Genomic DNA, 16,185 nt, shown 5'->3' with positions numbered 1-16,185 from the left:
CCCATCGTAGCCGAATTAAGTACGGCAGGATAGCTCCAGAACGCATGAAGAGCTAGTCTTAGGCATAATAAGCGACACTCATACGAAACGAACGGACAATGTTGGATGAATGAACAGTTCAGTGGCTTCGCGCCGGAGGAAGTCCAGACCGGTGAGTCCACCCGATCGGCGCGGCTGAAGTGGGTCATCGTGGCGGATAGCACTCTGCCGTCAGGCCGCATCGTGAACGCCGCGGCGTGCGTCGCGGCCGCGACCGCGCCAGCGGTGTCCGGACTGCTGGCCCGCGGCGGCAGCGACGCCGATGGTTCAGCCCATGCCGGACTGCCCTGGTCGGGGTGCACGATCTTGGCCGCCGACAGTGCGAAGCTACGACAGATACGCGACAAAGCTGACCGACGAGACGACGTGCTGCTCATCGACATGCCCCGGGTCGCCCAAGAGACACGTGTCTACGACGAGTACCTCGATCTCCTCGCCACCCAGCCCAGCAGCGAGATCGAGTACGCCGCCGTCAGCCTGGTCGGACCACGCAAAGCGATCGACCGCATCGTCGGAGGCTTGAGCCTGCTGCCGTGACCCTGACCTCCAGTACCTCCGCACGCGCATCTCACTTCCGCGACGGGATCGGCGGACCCGTCGCCGTCCTGGGTGCAGCAGCTCTGTGGGGCACTGTCGGCCCCGCCCAGGTGCTCGCCTCCTCGGCCGCAGACCCCGGAGCCCTGGGTGTCGCGCGCTTGCTCCTCGGCGGACTCGCCCTGGCCGCACTCTGCCCCAGACCCGCAGCATGGCGCCGAGTGCTGCGCCGTGACGTCATCTGGTGGGTATTGCTGGCGGCCCTGGCCACTGGGGTCTACCAAATCACCTTCATGCACGCAGTCGACCAGCTCGGTGCCGCTCTCGGTACGACCATCGCTCTCGGAGTCGCCCCCGCTGCGACCGGTCTATGCGCTCGCTGGTGGACACGTGAACGGTTCACCGCCGGCTGGGTCGTCGGAACCCTCGCCGCCGTGGCCGGATGCGCGGTACTGCTCAATCCCTGGACCCAGGAATCCCTCAGTATCACCGGGATCGCGATCGCCCTGGTCTCCGGCACGTGCTACGGCGTCTACACCGTCGCGGCCAAGCGCTTCCTCCAGGCGGGCGTGCCCGCCCTGCCTGCCACCACCATCACCCTGATCATTGCCGGCCTCGCGCTCTCGCCCTTGCTCATCCTGCACCCCGAGCACCTGGCCGACCTCGACTCCCTCCTGCTGATCGTGTGGATCGGACTGGCCGGCACCGCAGCCGCCTACGCGGCCTTCATCCACGGCCTACACCGCACCAGTGCTCCCACCGCAGGAACCCTGAGTCTGGCCGAACCACTCCTCGCCGCAGCCCTGGGAATCCTGCTTCTGCGCGAACATCTCACCTTCACCGCACTCACCGGATGCGTCATCCTCGTCGCGGGACTAATCATCGTCACCACCATCGATGCCCGCCGCCGACCAGGATCATGACCTGGCCGATCAATCGGAGCCCGCTCGCGCGCCATGTGACCCCCGGTTATCCAGGCTCACACGACAGCTGAATCATGACGCCGGCAGCGAGGTCCCGAGGCTACTCGGCAATCCTGGCTCACTCACGCACCTTTTGCCGCCCCATCGGTCCGGTGGCATACGACTGCGTCAAGCTGGTCTTCATCCGCCACGGATCCGCGATCTTGCTCAGCGAGTTCGGCGAGAAGCCGGTGAAAGTCGGCGATGTCGTGGCGCTCGCTGCTAGGGCGTGTCTCTTAAATAGTCGATCCGGGACATGACAGCCTGGACCGCATGGACGAGACCCGCCTCCAGCAGTTCACCGACACCCAATGGGCCCGCATCGAACCACTTCTGCCGTCCTCGGACGGCCACCGGGGCCGACCGTTTCGCAACAATCGGCAGGTCGTCGAAGGTATCATCTACCGGTACCGGTGCGGTATCGCCTGGCGTGACCTGCCCGACTACTTCGGCCCCTGGCAGACGGTGTGGAAACGCCACCGCCGCTACACCGCTGACGGCACCTGGGACAGAAGTGCTGGCCCGGATCCTCGCTGATGCTGACGCCGCCGGCGAGATCGACTGGACGGTGTCGGTGGACGCCACGATCAACCGTGCCCATCAGCACGCGACGAACACGACCCGTCCGGAGCAGCACACAGGGGGCGCGGGCGAATTACACGAATCAGGGCGCTCGGGGCTACTGCCCGACTGAACCCGCCGGTCACGGCATCGGTCGGTCACGGGGAGGCTTGTCCACCAAGATTCATGCCGGGGTTGATGGTGCCGGAAGGCCGTTGTCGATCGTGGTCCCTGGCGGCCAGCGCAACGACGGTGCTGTCCTGCGTGAGGTCATCGACGACATCCGGGTGCCCCGGGTTGGTGGTGTCAGACCACGCACCACCCCGGATGCGGTGCTGGCTGATCGGGTGTATCCGACCAAGGCTAGCCGGGAGTATCTGCGGTCCCGGGGGATCAGGACAGTGATCCCCGAGAAGTCGGATCAGGTCACCGCTCGGAAGAAGAGGGGTTCGGCAGGCGGCAGGCCGCCGGGGTTCGATGCTGAGGCTTACAAGGGCCGCAATGTTGTTGAGCGGGCGTTCAATAAGGTCAAGCAGTGGCGGGGGTTGGCGACCCGGTACGACAAGCTGGCGGTGGTGTACCGGGCGGCGGCAGTGCTGTCGGCCGTCGTTGCCTGGCTCGCACCTTTAAGAGACACGGCCTAGGACGTACGCCGCGTAGCGACAGGAGATCGGCGGTCGGGGCATCTCGACGGGTCACGTGAGCCAGGTGCCAGGATCGGTCGACGCAGAGCCTCCAGACCGACCGTTTCTGGCACCTCAGTTACATCACTTCGTGACTATTCATGCTCCCTATAGCTATGCCACACGCACCACAGTGTGATCTACGTCGCCTTTTCCTCGCAGTGTTGTGACTAACACTTTCGATCGGGTAAGTTTTAGTCGTAAAGCGAACGACCGTGCGCACAGCGAACGGCCGTCGCGATTGACGTTGAGACCAGAGGACCCATGAATGAGTGGACAGATCCCAACTAGACGAAAAACTCCGACCAGCACCAAAGCACGCACCAGTATCGCGGCCCTCACGATGATCGGCGCCCTGGCACTGACCTCCTGCGGCTCCGACGACGAGTCAGAGGGCTCGTCCTCCGGCAACGGTGCACCCCTGAACCTTGTCGTCCCCTTCGATCCGGGCGGATCCGCCGACGGTACCGCCCGTCAGCTCGCCGTCTACGCACAGCAGACCTGTGGCAGGGACGTCATCATCCGCAACGAGACCGGCGGCTCAGGAACCGTCGGCTTCCAGTCCGTCGCGTCCTCCGCCCCTGACGGCAATACCATCGGCGTAGCCTCCATCGAGCTCTCGATCCTTCCCCACCTGGGCGTCTCCGAGATCGGACCGGACGACGTCCGCGGCATCATGCAGTACAGTGAGCAGCCCATCGCCTACGGGGTACCGCCGGACTCCGACATCGAGGACATCGACGAACTGCTGACGACTGACGACGACGTCACGATGGCCAGCTCCGGCACCGGCTCGATCTACCACATGGGCTTCGCCGGGCTGGCACAGGAAGCCGAGCAGCCCAATATCCGCAACGTCCCCTACGGCGGTGCAGCCGGCGCGTTGCAGGCGGTCATGGGCGGCGAGACCCGGGCCGTGTCCGTCGGCGCCGCAGAGATCGCACCGTTCATCGAGGGCGGGCAGCTCCGGGCCCTGGCGATCGCCGGCGAGGACCGTCTGGACGACTTCCTGCCGGGGGTCCCCACCCTCAAGGAGGCCGGCATGGACTGGACCAGCTTCGCCATCCTCGGGCTCTTCGCACCGGCGGGAACGCCGGACGACGCCGTCGAGGACCTCAACGAGTGCTTCAACGAGGCACGCCAGAGTGAGGGTTTCTCCAACTACATGGACAACCTGGGATTCACCCAGGAGTACAAGAACGCCGCCGACTTCGACTCCTTCCTCTCTGAGGAATACGACCGCTATCAGACGGTCGTCGAGGACGCCGGGCTGGGAGGCAACTGATGTCATCACCCACCGACACCCCCGTCGACACAACCACCGACACCCCGGCCGCCGACACGGCACCCGCGCAGGACGGTTCCCTGCTCGGCGACCGCATCATCGCCGTCACCGTCATCGTGCTCGGAGCGGTCGTCCTGTTCCTGGCGTTCGGTTTCCCGGCACCCGGGCAACCGGAGGATCCGGGTACCGCAGCACTGCCCCGCCTCATCGGTGGTGCACTGGTCATCCTCGGAATCATGCTCCTGTTCAACTGCGAGAAGAACATCTTCCTGCCGGAACCGGGGTCACGCATGCGGACCGGGCTGATCGTCGTCGCAGGAATCGCCTACGTGTTCGCCCTGACCCCGCTGGGCTTCATGCTCTCCTCCCTGATCTTCATGGTGATCGCCCTGCTGATCATGGGTATCCGGAGCATCCTCCGGCTCGTGCTCGTCCCGGTCGTCGTCTCCGTCGCCGTCTACTACCTGTTCACCGACGCCCTGGGGGTCTATCTTCCCTCCGGCATCATTGAGGGGATTCTGCCATGAGTAATTGGATGGACGGCCTCAGCGCCGTCGCCGACTTCCAGGTCGTGACCATGCTTGTCCTGGGCGTCCTGATCGGCATGGTGGTGGGTGCCCTCCCCGGTATCTCCGCCACCGTCGGAGTGGCCCTGCTGCTCCCCTTCACCTTCGCCCTGGAACCACTCGCCGGCATGATGCTGCTGCTCGGCATCTACGGCGGCGCCGTCTACGCCGGCTCGATCCCCGCGATCCTGATCCGGACGCCCGGTACCCCGGCGTCCGCGGCAACTGTCGCCGACGGCCATGCCATGGCCATGGCAGGCAAGGGTGTGCAGGCACTGAAGATCTCGGTGCTGGCGTCCTGCATCGGCGGATTCATCGGTGTGCTTCTGCTCGCCTTCTTCTCCCCCGTGATCGCCGACTTCGCGCTGGGCTTCGGCTCCTCGGCGAACTTCATGCTGGCCCTGTTCGCCCTCACCATCATCGCCTCCATCTCGGAAGGCCGGATGGTCAAGGGACTCATCGCCGGGTTCCTCGGCCTGGGCATCGCCATGATCGGCCTCGACACGATCCAGGGATTCCCGCGCCTGACCTTCGGCAACGCCGACCTGATCTCCGGCATCTCCTTCATCCCGCTGATGATCGGCCTCTTCGCCGTCTCCGAGGCCTTCCTCCAGGTCGAACGGTTGACGAAGCTGAACCTCAAGATGAAGCCGGAGAAGTTCCGCGCCACGCCCTCGTGGTTCCGCAAGCTCATGCCCTCAAGTCTCCTGGGGTCCGCCGTCGGGTTCATCATCGGGATCATCCCCGGTGTCGGCGGCGACATCAGCTCCTTCGTGGCCTACAACGAGTCCAAGCGGGCGTCCAAGGACAAGTCCATGTACGGCAAGGGCGACCCCCGTGGCATCGCCGCCGCCGAGTCCTCGAAGAACGCCGGCACCGCCGGTGCCCTGGTCCCCACCCTGACCCTCGGCATCCCCGGTGACGTCACCTCCGCGGTGTTGATCGGCGCTCTGACCGTGCACGGTCTGCAACCCGGACCGACCCTGTTCTCCGGCAGCCCCGACCTGATCTACGGCCTGTTCATCGGCTTCGCCATCGTCTATCTCGTCCTGCTGATCCTGGGCTGGTTCGGTACGAGCTTCTGGGTGAAACTCATCGAGTCCGTCCCGCCGCGCCTGCTCTGGCCGTCGGTGATCGTCCTGGCCGTCGTCGGTTCCTACGCCATGCGCTCCAGCATCTTCGATGTGCTGGTGATGTTCCTGGCCGCGATCCTGGGCTACATCATGGTCAAGGGCGGCTTCCCGCTGGCTCCGCTGATCATCGGCGTCATCCTCGGACCGATCGCGGAGAGCGGCTTCCGCCGTGCGATGATCATCAACGACGGCAGCTTCCGGTGGATGCTCGAGCCCATCCCGCTGGTGCTCGGCATCCTGACCATCGCGTCCATCGCATTCGCCATCTGGCAGGCCGTCCGGCGCCCGAAGCTGATCGACAAGGCCGAGCTGGCCAACGAGACCGATGAGGCCGACGACGTGAGCGCTGACCAAACCACCGACCAAACCACCGACCGCCCCGATGACTCCGTCGACGCCACGGTCGCACCGACCTCCACCGACGACAAGAAAGGCACACGATGACCGGAACGACCAGAAGCATCGTCACAGGCGTGGACTCCAGCCAGACGGCGCTCAACGCCGCCGAGAAAGCCGCCGAGCTGGCTGACGGACTCGGCGCGGAGCTCCACATCTTCTCCGCGTACAGCATCAGTACCGCCGACACCCTGCAGTCGTTCAAGACCAAGGACCTCGGGATCTCCACCTCCGTGGCCTACCAGAACCTCACCGACGGGCAGGCCCGAGCCGCCGCCCAGATCGCAGACGCCGTCGCCGCGGTTCTGCAGGAGGCGCACCCGGATCTGACCATCGTCGCCTCCGCAGAGGAGGGGACGCCCGCCGAAGTACTCGTCCAGCAGGCCCGCCGACTGAACGCGGACACGATCGTGGTGGGCAACAAACATGTCCAGGGCATCTCGCGGATCCTCGGCAGCGTCGCCCGGAAAGTCGCCGCCGAGGCGACCTGCGACCTCTACATCGTCAACACCACCCACCGCTGACGACAGGCACCGTCCCGGCTGGACAAGCTACACTGACGGAACATAAACCATCGCGGTGTACGCGACACTTTCGGAAAGGCGCACGATGACGAAGACTATTGTGACCGGGGTCGACTCCAGCCAGACGGCGCTCGCCGCCGCTCAGAAGGCGGCGGAGCTGGCCGACGGAATCGGCGCGGAGCTGCATGTCCTCTCCGCGTACAGCATCAGCGCCTCGGTCACCCTGCAGGCGGCCAAGAGCAACAACATGGGCCCCGGGACCTCGGCCGCCTATCAGAAGCTCACCGACGGCTACTCCCATGCCGCCCAGGAGGTCGCCGACTCCGTCGCCGCCGTCCTGCGTGAGACCTACCCGTCGCTGACAGTCCACGCCACCGCGGTGGAGGGCACTCCCGCCGACGTCCTCCTGCTGCAGGCGGAGAAACTTGATGCTGACACCATCGTCGTCGGCAACAAGCACGTCCAGGGCATCTCGCGGATCCTCGGCAGTATCGCCCGCAAGGTCGCCGCCGAGGCGCCCTGCGATCTCTACATCGTCAACACGACCCAGCAGTAGGACGGCACGGCGCAGACCGGTGTTCCTGGTCTCCCTTGTTGTCGGCCCACTCCTCGTCGGGGCCGCGTGGCTCTGCCACCTCATCCGCGTCGGAGGGGTGCTCGGTCGCGTGACGTTGCTGTTCCTCGGCATGATGATGATCTTCCTGGATGTCGTGGTGTCCCTGTCCGACTTCGACGAGGTGACGACCGCCGGCGCAGTGGGGAACGGCATCGTCGCCCTCGTCGCAGTCGTGGTGTGCGCCTGGTCGCTCAAGGCCTTCACGGCCCGGTGACTGGAGGAAGAGAATCCATGCCACTGAAAGCACACTGGTCACGGTTCGTCGGGCCTGAAGCGACCCGTGCAAACAACTGGATAACCCTGGGTACGTCGGTAATCGGCGCTGTCGGTGCAGCGACACTTTCACGTCGTCGAGGTGCGGGGGCTGCCGCCGTCGGCATCACTGCACTCCTCGCGCTTGACCTGGTCGGAGGTGCCTACGTCAACAACACACGTGCCTGTGCCCGTTGGTACGAACGCCCGACACAGGGCCACCTCAACCACCTGTGGTTCTCCGCCCTTCACGTCCATCCGTACGCCGTCGCCTGGCTGGACCGCAGCATCGGAACCCGTCCGAACTGTATTACGTGGGCGACATTCCACTACGGCTACCTCCTGGCATCGACAGCGACGATCCGTGCGTGGTGGCCGGCGCGGCGGATTCTCGGACCTGCACTCACGATCGGCGGTCTCACACTGGACAGGTATCTCGGCCCCTCGAGGAGTGTTCCATGGTTCGCTCCCGCGTACTACCCCAAGCTGCTACTGGGACACGCGTCAGCAGCCCTCTGGTCGGACGGTTCCCTGAGGTCACACCAACCAAGCGATGGCACGAGACCGCGCTCCGTACGATAAGGCGTATGGACAGTGTCATCACCTTCCACGTGAGCCATTCCCACCTCTTCCCCGGAGCGGTACTCCGGCTCCGGGACGGCCAGGAGTTTCCCGCTGGCGCGGCCGAGTGCCTGCTCGTCTTCTCCGACGAGTCCGAGGCTGAGGCCGAGCTCGTCCCGACGCATGGTGCCGAGACCGGTACCGGCACCACGGCCGGCCACCTGCAGGTCAGCGCCTACACCACCGGCGCGGGCACGCCGATCGGCGCGAAGAACTGGCACCTCAGCCAGACCACGTCCGGCGAGTTGAAGGTCACCCGTCGCACCGGCGACGGTGGTTAAAACAACAGACGCCCCGGGGGCACCCACAGTTCGCAACGGTGTCTTTGCCGAGCTGGCCAAGATGGCGACGTTGATATAGCGGATCTTTGGTCCTCCCGACAGCGCGACGGCAGACCAGGAGGCCCTTCACCGACCCGGCAGGTTCTTCAAGGAACTCGGCAAGATAGTCCTGGCGAGGGCACATCATCCTCAGGGGCTACGTCCTAAGCTCTGACTACCGTGAAAACACAGTCGGCAGACACTCACATCGGGTTCCAAGGGGATGAAAAACACGGCATCCCCAGCGGTTCACGTTGCTCATTCGAACACTTGGGGGCACCCATGTCCGAACGATCAGCATGATGGAACTGTCCGCACCTTCCCCGACACCGAAGATGGATTCGATGCGGACAGGAGCACCGATAAACAAGCAGCGAGGGGAGGGCGAAGTGCGGGAGAACTCATGGTAGCCCCCAGCCTCGTAGAAGTCGGGCGAGTTACCCATCCCGTTACCCACCAGCACGACGGCACTCTGATGACGATCCTGCAGTACCAGCTGAAAGGAAACAAGTATGGATTTCGAGACCATTCAACGAACTGTTGAAAAGCACAAACGCATCAAGGAAATGACTCCGAATCAGATCATCTCCGAGGCCAGGAAACTCGGTGAGTCGCCCCTCAGTGACCTCTACTATGCCTGGCATGTGGATGTCCGTGACCTTGACGAAGCAGTTTCCCTGCGGAACCTCGAAAGAGTGCCTACTGACGAACTCCTGGACGAGTTCAAACGGCGGGTACTCAAGTCTGAAGCAGAGCGAAACAGCACACCCTAACCGCTGCCTGACAGTATTCACGAGAAGAGATCCACGATGACCATACGACGAGTTGTCCTTGCCGCACTGCTCGCCATTCCTCTCGCCCTCACCGCGTGTGGCGCCGACGAGACCCCGGATTCTACGACGATCAGCGCTATATCCACCACCTCAAGCACCACGAGCGCGACCACCTCAACAACTACCAGCAGCACAACACCGGAGCCCCTCGAGCCAGAGCAGTTGGTAGAAGAACCTGCGGCAGCGAACCCTGTCCCCGCCCAACGGGGTATCTGGGCGCCACCAGGACAGGGAACCAGATGCCCCGGCACCGATGCCTACGTGTGGGACTACGCCGACTGCAACCCGTCAAACGGAGTCATCGACCCCGAAGAGTTCTACCGCCTGACGGAGCCCACCCGGACATATGACGAGCCGTACCGCTCCGACGGATGTATTGGCCCAGCCGCAGTGTGCGGCTACTACGACGAAAACGGGGAACCGATCTGGTGGGACCAGGAAAACCAAGTGAGCTCGCCGCGGTACTACGACGAGAACGGCGACCCCACCATGGAAGCCCCGTAACCTCACAACCGGCAAACCGGCCTCCCCGCCAGCGTGGCGATCAGAGCCAGAAGCACCGGTCGCAGCCAGCAAAACCTCCACAACCCAACACCAACAAGGTATGGTATGAATCATGAGCATCCTGAACCCCAGCACGAAGCGCAGGGCGTTCCTCACGGGAGTCGGCAGCCTGATCGACATGAGGGGCGACACTACGTACCGCCGCATGCAGAAGCTGACCCCCTCAACTTCCAGCAGAGATTTCCCACAGGCAGCCCGATCAACGGGCCGGCAGTTCCGCCAGAGCTTCAAATACAGCTGAATCACCAGCAGATCACTCAGAATTTCCCTGACCCTGAGACCTCCGAGGAGCTCCGTACGCGAGCGCCGGAGGTTTACCAGGCATGGGTCAAAACCACCACGGACACGATTAACACGGACAACTACGTCCGTCGTAGCGCGGTGGACAATCCGAGGAAGATCGCAATCCTTGGCCAGGTAGTCGGTCTGGTCGCCGTCTTCGCCGTGTTCGGTTTGGCGGGTTATGCTGTTCACGAAAACCAACCTTGGCTAGCTGGATTCCTGTGTTCCGTAAACGTCGTGATGCTTGCTGGGGCGTTCACCGGTAACCGCGCCAAGGGGGCCGACGACGCCTAAGCAGGCAACGCCACCTTCGGCTTCGCCCACGACCGGCCCCGGGTGTCCTTGAGGATGTCGTACTCGACGTCCACATGCGGTTCGATCGCACTGTACTTGTCATTCGGCGCGCCGATGACCAGCTGGAATCCCAGACCGCGCCACGCGCCGATGGCGCGCTTGGTGAAGTGCGCGTCCGCCTTGATCAGTGCCTCGTCCAGGAACACCGGGGCGTAGCGTGGCCGCTCGGCGTCGGCGTCGCCGAGCTGGTAGCGCAGCGCGGCACCGACGATGAAGGCGATCAGTTCCTGCGACTCGCCACCGGACTTCTCGCCGATGTGGTCGTAGAGGGCGGCGTGCTCCTTGGTCTCCGCATCGATCTTCTCCGCACTGACCCGCACGTGGTTGCGCACGTCGACCAGGTCGGCGAAGTCCGGGGCGGTCCGTCGGATCCGGTTGATCAGACGGGCCATGCGCTCGTAGGCCTGCTCACGCTCGGCATCGCCGGCAGCGTCCTCGATCAGGCTTCGGACGTCGCGCAGGTCCTTGCGGAACCGTCGCCGTACCTCCGACTGGTTCTCGCGCGGGACGATCTGGAGACGGTGGTCGTCGTCGTAGAACGGCAGGTTCTCCATGATCCGGTTGATCGGCTCGATCCGCTCCCGGATCTCCCGCAGGGAGCGGCCCAGGGTGGACTCCAGGTTGGTCAGGTCGTTACCGGACAGGGTGAGCAGACTGTTCCGCCACTCTGCCTCCAGCTCATGGAGGCCGCTGGTCTCCAGGTCGTCGAGAATCCGCTCGAAGTCCGTCAACGACGTGTCCGGGTCGGCGCGCAACGTGGGGTTCGGCCAGGCGTCCAGGAACGTCTCCAACGTCCGACGCAGCGTCTCCCGTTGTTCGCTCACCGTCGCCTGCGCCGCCGCCCGGTCCTCCTCGAGACGGCGGGAGGCGGTGTCCAGCGCAGCGTCGAAGCGTGCCAGGCGCGAACCGCCGATGCCGTCCCCTGCCGGGTCGAAGCGCTCATTCAGGTAGGACGCCTGGGCGTCGTCGAGCGAGCGCTCCGCGTTCTCCGCCTCGTCGAGTGCCTCCTGCGCCGCGTCGACCTCGTCGACGGTGTCGGCCCACTGCCGGGCCAGCCGTTCCTGCTCACCTTTGGCCCGACCGGTGCTCTCCTGCAGCCGGGTGACCTTCGTCTTCAGCCCGGCGATCTGTTGCTGAAGGACGGCGATCTCGGGGCTGCCGTCGGTGATATCCGCGATGATGCCCGCCCAGCGGTCACGCTCCTGCTCGACGGTGGCGACGTCGATCTGGTCCCAGCTCACGTCGATCACACGCGCATAGGCGGCATGGCGGGCGTCCAGGTCGTCGAGCTCGGCGCCGGCCTGACGTTCCGCGTCCTCGGCGGCGCGGATGCCGTCACGCAGGGTGACGATACTGTCCCCCAGTTCTGCGAGCCGCCGCCGACTCGAGAAGCCCAGCACGTTGCGACCCCCCTGCCCGCCGTGGGCACCCCGGTCTCCCTGGGAGACCTGGCCGGTGATCGTCAGCGCCGGCTGATGCGCCGACAACCCTTCCGCGGAATCCGCGCAGTAGAAACCGAACTGGCGTTCCAGCCGGTCCTGCAACCACCCGGTGAACGCGGTCTCCCGGTAGTCGAGCCGGCCGGGCAGGCGTTGCGGGTCGAGACGGCCGCGCTGTGCGAAGCCGGTGTGCACACCCTCGTAGCGCAGCCGGACGTCCGTGCGTACGGCGTCCACGGCCGCCCGGAAACGGGCCAGGTCGTCGGCGTCGATGAGCATCGTGGTGGCGAAACCGCCGAGGGCGAGGTTGAAGGCCTCTCGCCAGGGTTCGAACTCCGTCGACACGTCGATGAGCTCACCGACGAACGGCAGGTCCTCGATCGACAGGCCTGCGGCATCGGCGAGGAGCCGTCGGGCGACGTGCAGCCGCTCCGGGATGTTGTCCCTGCGTTGCTCGGTCCAGCGCTGTTCGGTCTCCAGCTCGGCGAGCTGGCGTCGTAGCTCCTTGAGCTCCACGCGGGAGTCCGCGTAGTCGTCACGGGCGGAGGCCTTCGCTCCAGGGTCAGCAAGGGCGGCGCGGGCGCGCTCGGCCAGTGCGGTGAAGTCGTCCTCGGAGACGATGTCCTGTTCCAGGCAGGCGATGCTCTCATCGAACCGGGTGCGGGCCTGTCTGACCGCGGACAGCCGGCGTTCCACCTGGGCAAGCTCCCGCTCGGCGGTGTCCAGCCGGTCACCACCGGAGTGACGCAGGACGTCCACCAGTCCGTCGCGTTCTGCCTCCGCGGCCTCGGCCAGCGCCGTCTGCGTGCGGACCTCCGCATCCGCCGCCTGCTTGCGCTGTCTGACCTCGGTCTCCGCCTCGTGGAGCAGCTCCAGTCGGCGCCCGGTACGCCACAGGGCCGCCAACGACGCCGGGTCCGAGAAGCGCCCGATCTCGTCGAGCAGGCGCAACCGCTCGGCGGACTCCTCGATCTTCGTCCGGATCCCCCGGATCGGCTGCAGCATCCGCACCTGTTTCTGTGCGGTGACCATCCTGGTCTGGGTGCTCTCCAGCTCATCGAAGTGTGCCACCACGGCATCCGCGGTGGCCATCGTCTCGGGCTCCTCGAGGACCATGCGTTTGTAGAGTTCGTCCACGGTGGTGATCTGCTGTCCCGCCTGGATCCGGGCCAGCAGACTCATGGCCTTGGCACCTGCACCCGCCGCCCCGATGCCCAGGACGGAGTGCACCCGGGCCAGGAACTCGCGGTCGGTGGCCATCGTCTCCAGGCCGGCGGCCTTGACCGCGGAATCCGCCAGACGCTGGGACGCGGCGGTCTCGAGAGCGGCCGGGTCGAAATCTCCCTCGACCACTCCGCGGACCTTGACGGTGTCCTCCAGCACCCGGGCCGACGCCGGGACGTACCAGGCGCGCACGGCGGTGAACCGGGAGCCGTCGTGGTCGGTCCAGGTCATCGAGACCGCGGTCCAGGTGTCACACCCGTCCCCACGCAGCACAGTGACCTGGGTGCCGTCATCGGTGCGGGACTCGTCGATCTTGCCGCGGCTGTAGGACAGGATGTTGCGCTGGTCCTCCCCACGGGGACGGCCGGTCACACCACCGTTGGACGCGCCGTTGAACGGCGTGGTGTGCGGCATCATCAGGGCGATGTAGGCGTCCATCAGCGTGGACTTGCCGGAGCCGGACCCGCCGCACAGCAGCGTCGCTTCCGGCGAGAACTTCACGCGGTGGGCGCCGTCGTACCCACCCCAGTTGACCAGGTGAAGCTCGTCGGCGAGCCACTGCTGCCCGCGGGACTCCGCCGGCACCAGTCCGAACAACGTGTCGAGCATCGTCACAGCTCAGAACCTCCCTGGATCTGTTCCTGTATCTGTTCCTGTATCTGTTCCTGCAGCCAATCATTGAGTTCCCGCAGCCGGTCCGCGCTGAGCACGATCTCGACCAGGGGGCTGATCCGGTAGCGGCCCTCGGTCTCCTCGTCGATGATGCCCTCCTGACGCAGTCGCCCTAGGGCGTTGCGGATCAGTTTCTGCCGCCGTGCGATGTCGCCGTTGGCTTCGGTGAAGTAGGTCATCACGGTCTGCTCGACCTCCTCGACGTCCACCCGGGCGGCAAGCTCACCGGCCGTGGACTCCCGTTGGTAGACGGTGCGCAGGTACACCAGCACCAGTGTCTCGGCGCGGCTGTACGCCTCGTCACGAAGCAGGATGGGCACGTCGAGTTCGTCGGAGCGCACCTGCTGTTTGTAGGCGACCCCGCGGTCGGAGTCGACCACGAGCCGGACGAACAGATCGTGCAGGCGCGACTCTATGACCTGCTGGTTGTCCATGAGGACTTTCCAGTCGTCACGGTTCCGGTCGGCCTGCAGGAACCGGCGCTGCAGCAGACGCACCAGCACTCTGCGGACCTCCGGGTCGAGCACTCCACGGTCACCGGCGAAGCATTCGTCCGGGTCCTGCTCCATGGAGACGGTGTCGATGAAGGGATCGTTCTCGGTCATTCCTCTGCTCCTTGTCCGGGCTGCGACGTCTGGGCGGTGACGGCACCGAAAGCGAACCGGCGGACGGTCCCGTCCGGACGCAGGGTCTCGGCGACCGAGACGTCGTCGCTCTCCTCCATGCCGTTGCGGTGGGCGATCTCCAGGAGTCCCAGCAGGTCGACGGGTCGTCGAGTGTCGTCCGGCACGGTGCCGAAGACCGTGGCCAGGTCGAATGGCCCGTCGAGGTCCGCGACGAACTGCTCCAACTCCGGGTAGCGCGGCCCTCCCCAGGCGCGGGTGTCGGCGTGGACGAACTCGGCGTCCACGGCGTCGTCCTCCCGGCGCAGTGGCTCCGGAGTACCGGGGACGTGCAGGTCGTTGAGGGTCTGCCGCAGATGTCCAAGGTGTGCCGTCGGGAAACTGCGGAGCGGCTCCACGGCGTCGTGGGCCCTGGGGTCGGTCCGTGTCTCCTGCATCCAGGTCTGCAGCCCGGACATCGCGGTCCGCAACAGGTCGTCGACCTCGCGGTCGCGCACCGGGTCGTGTGTCCTCACCTGCGCGGTGATCACGTGGGACGCACGACGCTGCGCCGTCAGCACCTCCTGCACGCCCTGCTCGACCCGACGGGCGATGGCGAGGAGTTCGCGGCGTTGATCGGCACTCATGTGCCGCGAGAACGGCAGGGCCATCAGCATGCTGAGCTGGTCGGTGAGGTGGTCGATGTTCTCCGGGTCGCCGATGAGGTTGAGCGCGCCGGAGAACGCACGCCCCTCGGGCGTGGCCTCCATGACATGCTGGCCGCGGTGCAGGTACTCGCGCAGCACCTCGCCGGTCGGCCGGACGTCCCGGCGCAGGTCGGCGACGACGTCGCGTTGCATCGCGTTGATCGACTCTGCGACCCGGGCAAAGTCGGCGGGAAGCTCGCGGGACAGGTGGACGACGTTCTCCGCCTCCTCGAGCAGTTGGTCGTCATCGACCGGGTCGACCTCCCCGCGTTCGAGTTTCTCGATCTCCTCGTCGATCGCCGCACGTTCCGCGCGCAGCGTGGCGATGCGTTCCTGCGGGTCGGTCTCGGCCTCGTGGGCGAGGTGCTCGACCGCGTCCAACAGGGTCCGCACGCGGGAGCGGGACACCCGGGCACGGCCGAGACCACTGCGACCGACGATCTCCAGGGCGCCGACGGCCTGGGCGGAGAGCCGGTAGACCTCGACGTCGTCCTCGATCTGGGGAACCAACCAGCCGACGCGGACCCAGTAGCGGCAGATCTCCCGACCGTTCCCGGACGGCAGGCCCCGGGAGCCCCGGTCGTCCTCGTCGTAACCTGCAGCGCGGAGTTCGTCGACGACGTCGCCGACCTCGACGTGTGCGTCGGAGATCGCCACGGTGGGACGGTCCGGGGTGAAGATCAGTGACAACGCCGCGACGACGAACGGCGCGTACCTGCCGTGCAGCAGGTCGAGTGTCGGGTTCTTGAAGGCCGCCGCTGTCCGTTGATAGGCCGCCTCTGCACGCATGATTACCATCGGGGAAGAGTGTAGCGCCCGGCTTCGCGGCGCTGGATTCTGTGTGGTCGGGGGCGGATTCCGGGCTGGTTTCCGGGTGGTGCGGGCCGGGCTGACGTGCCTGCTCGCGACTCCGTGTGCGCGCCCTGTCATCTGAGACACCGCTCAGGACGAATCCGAGGCCAGAATTGCCCTGAGGGGTGGCTCAGATGACGAAGGCCCGGCGCCGCATGCACCGG

Annotated in this window: 15 protein-coding genes and 1 pseudogene; 12 read left to right on the top strand and 4 right to left on the bottom strand. The window is 65.7% G+C overall.

Annotation, left to right across the window (positions count from 1 at the left end):
* Positions 1-105 precede the first annotated feature (105 nt).
* From PQI66_RS08900 to PQI66_RS08850, 11 genes and pseudogenes are all read left to right on the top strand, one after another.
* On the top strand, positions 106-576 hold the full coding sequence (locus PQI66_RS08900; RefSeq protein WP_339997578.1) for a DUF2000 domain-containing protein: 471 nt from the start codon (positions 106-108) through the stop codon (positions 574-576).
* Positions 573-1,496: a DMT family transporter gene (locus tag PQI66_RS08895; RefSeq protein ID WP_339997577.1), complete on the top strand. Its 924-nt coding sequence runs from the start codon at positions 573-575 to the stop codon at positions 1,494-1,496. The genes PQI66_RS08900 and PQI66_RS08895 overlap by 4 nt, the downstream gene beginning before the upstream one ends.
* 312 nt (positions 1,497-1,808) lie before the next feature.
* Positions 1,809-2,740 (top strand): annotated as a pseudogene (locus PQI66_RS08890) (IS5 family transposase).
* 307 nt (positions 2,741-3,047) lie between these two features.
* Positions 3,048-4,064: a tripartite tricarboxylate transporter substrate binding protein gene (locus PQI66_RS08885; protein ID WP_339997576.1), complete on the top strand. Its 1,017-nt coding sequence runs from the start codon at positions 3,048-3,050 to the stop codon at positions 4,062-4,064.
* The gene (locus tag PQI66_RS08880; RefSeq protein ID WP_339997575.1) at positions 4,064-4,591 is read left to right on the top strand and encodes a tripartite tricarboxylate transporter TctB family protein; all 528 of its coding nucleotides are present in this window, start codon (positions 4,064-4,066) and stop codon (positions 4,589-4,591) included. The genes PQI66_RS08885 and PQI66_RS08880 overlap by 1 nt, the downstream gene beginning before the upstream one ends.
* The gene (locus PQI66_RS08875; protein ID WP_339997573.1) at positions 4,588-6,207 is read left to right on the top strand and encodes a tripartite tricarboxylate transporter permease; all 1,620 of its coding nucleotides are present in this window, start codon (positions 4,588-4,590) and stop codon (positions 6,205-6,207) included. Before PQI66_RS08880 ends, PQI66_RS08875 begins: the two co-directional genes overlap by 4 nt.
* Complete coding sequence (locus PQI66_RS08870; RefSeq protein WP_339997571.1) at positions 6,204-6,683, top strand: universal stress protein; 480 nt, start codon at positions 6,204-6,206, stop codon at positions 6,681-6,683. The genes PQI66_RS08875 and PQI66_RS08870 overlap by 4 nt, the downstream gene beginning before the upstream one ends.
* A gap of 85 nt (positions 6,684-6,768) precedes the next feature.
* Positions 6,769-7,239 carry a universal stress protein gene (locus tag PQI66_RS08865; RefSeq protein ID WP_339997569.1) on the top strand — a complete coding sequence of 157 codons (471 nt, stop codon included), beginning with the start codon at positions 6,769-6,771 and terminating at the stop codon, positions 7,237-7,239.
* A 19-nt stretch (positions 7,240-7,258) separates the two neighbouring features.
* A complete protein-coding gene (locus PQI66_RS08860; protein ID WP_339997567.1) occupies positions 7,259-7,513 on the top strand; it encodes a hypothetical protein in 255 nt (84 codons plus the stop codon).
* A 625-nt stretch (positions 7,514-8,138) separates the two neighbouring features.
* Positions 8,139-8,453, top strand: a complete 315-nt coding sequence (locus tag PQI66_RS08855; RefSeq protein ID WP_339997566.1) for a hypothetical protein — start codon at positions 8,139-8,141, stop codon at positions 8,451-8,453.
* A gap of 551 nt (positions 8,454-9,004) precedes the next feature.
* Positions 9,005-9,265 carry a hypothetical protein gene (locus tag PQI66_RS08850; RefSeq protein ID WP_339997564.1) on the top strand — a complete coding sequence of 87 codons (261 nt, stop codon included), beginning with the start codon at positions 9,005-9,007 and terminating at the stop codon, positions 9,263-9,265.
* A gap of 17 nt (positions 9,266-9,282) precedes the next feature.
* Here PQI66_RS08850 and PQI66_RS08845 read toward each other — a convergent pair whose 3' ends face one another.
* The gene (locus PQI66_RS08845; RefSeq protein ID WP_339997562.1) at positions 9,283-9,459 is read right to left on the bottom strand and encodes a hypothetical protein; all 177 of its coding nucleotides are present in this window, start codon (positions 9,457-9,459) and stop codon (positions 9,283-9,285) included.
* Between the two features lie 482 nt (positions 9,460-9,941).
* On the opposite strand from PQI66_RS08845, the gene PQI66_RS08840 reads away from it, so the two are divergent.
* Complete coding sequence (locus PQI66_RS08840; RefSeq protein ID WP_339997559.1) at positions 9,942-10,130, top strand: hypothetical protein; 189 nt, start codon at positions 9,942-9,944, stop codon at positions 10,128-10,130.
* 331 nt (positions 10,131-10,461) lie between these two features.
* Here PQI66_RS08840 and PQI66_RS08835 read toward each other — a convergent pair whose 3' ends face one another.
* Genes PQI66_RS08835 through PQI66_RS08825 form a run of 3 tightly spaced genes read right to left on the bottom strand, consistent with a single transcriptional unit; the run spans position 10,462 to position 15,967 of the window.
* The gene (locus PQI66_RS08835; RefSeq protein ID WP_339997696.1) at positions 10,462-13,797 is read right to left on the bottom strand and encodes an ATP-binding protein; all 3,336 of its coding nucleotides are present in this window, start codon (positions 13,795-13,797) and stop codon (positions 10,462-10,464) included.
* Between the two features lie 2 nt (positions 13,798-13,799).
* Entirely contained in the window at positions 13,800-14,465 is a 666-nt protein-coding gene (locus PQI66_RS08830) for a DUF4194 domain-containing protein (protein WP_339997557.1), read from the bottom strand.
* The gene (locus tag PQI66_RS08825) at positions 14,462-15,967 is read right to left on the bottom strand and encodes a DUF3375 domain-containing protein (protein ID WP_339997556.1); all 1,506 of its coding nucleotides are present in this window, start codon (positions 15,965-15,967) and stop codon (positions 14,462-14,464) included. The genes PQI66_RS08830 and PQI66_RS08825 overlap by 4 nt, the downstream gene beginning before the upstream one ends.
* Positions 15,968-16,185: the final 218 nt, after the last annotated feature.

Origin of the sequence: Corynebacterium sp. USCH3 (assembly GCF_037619475.1) — a bacterium.
Lineage (GTDB): Bacteria > Actinomycetota > Actinomycetes > Mycobacteriales > Mycobacteriaceae > Corynebacterium.
Note: the sequence above shows the minus strand (reverse complement) of the source record. Positions and strands in the feature narration are given on the sequence as shown.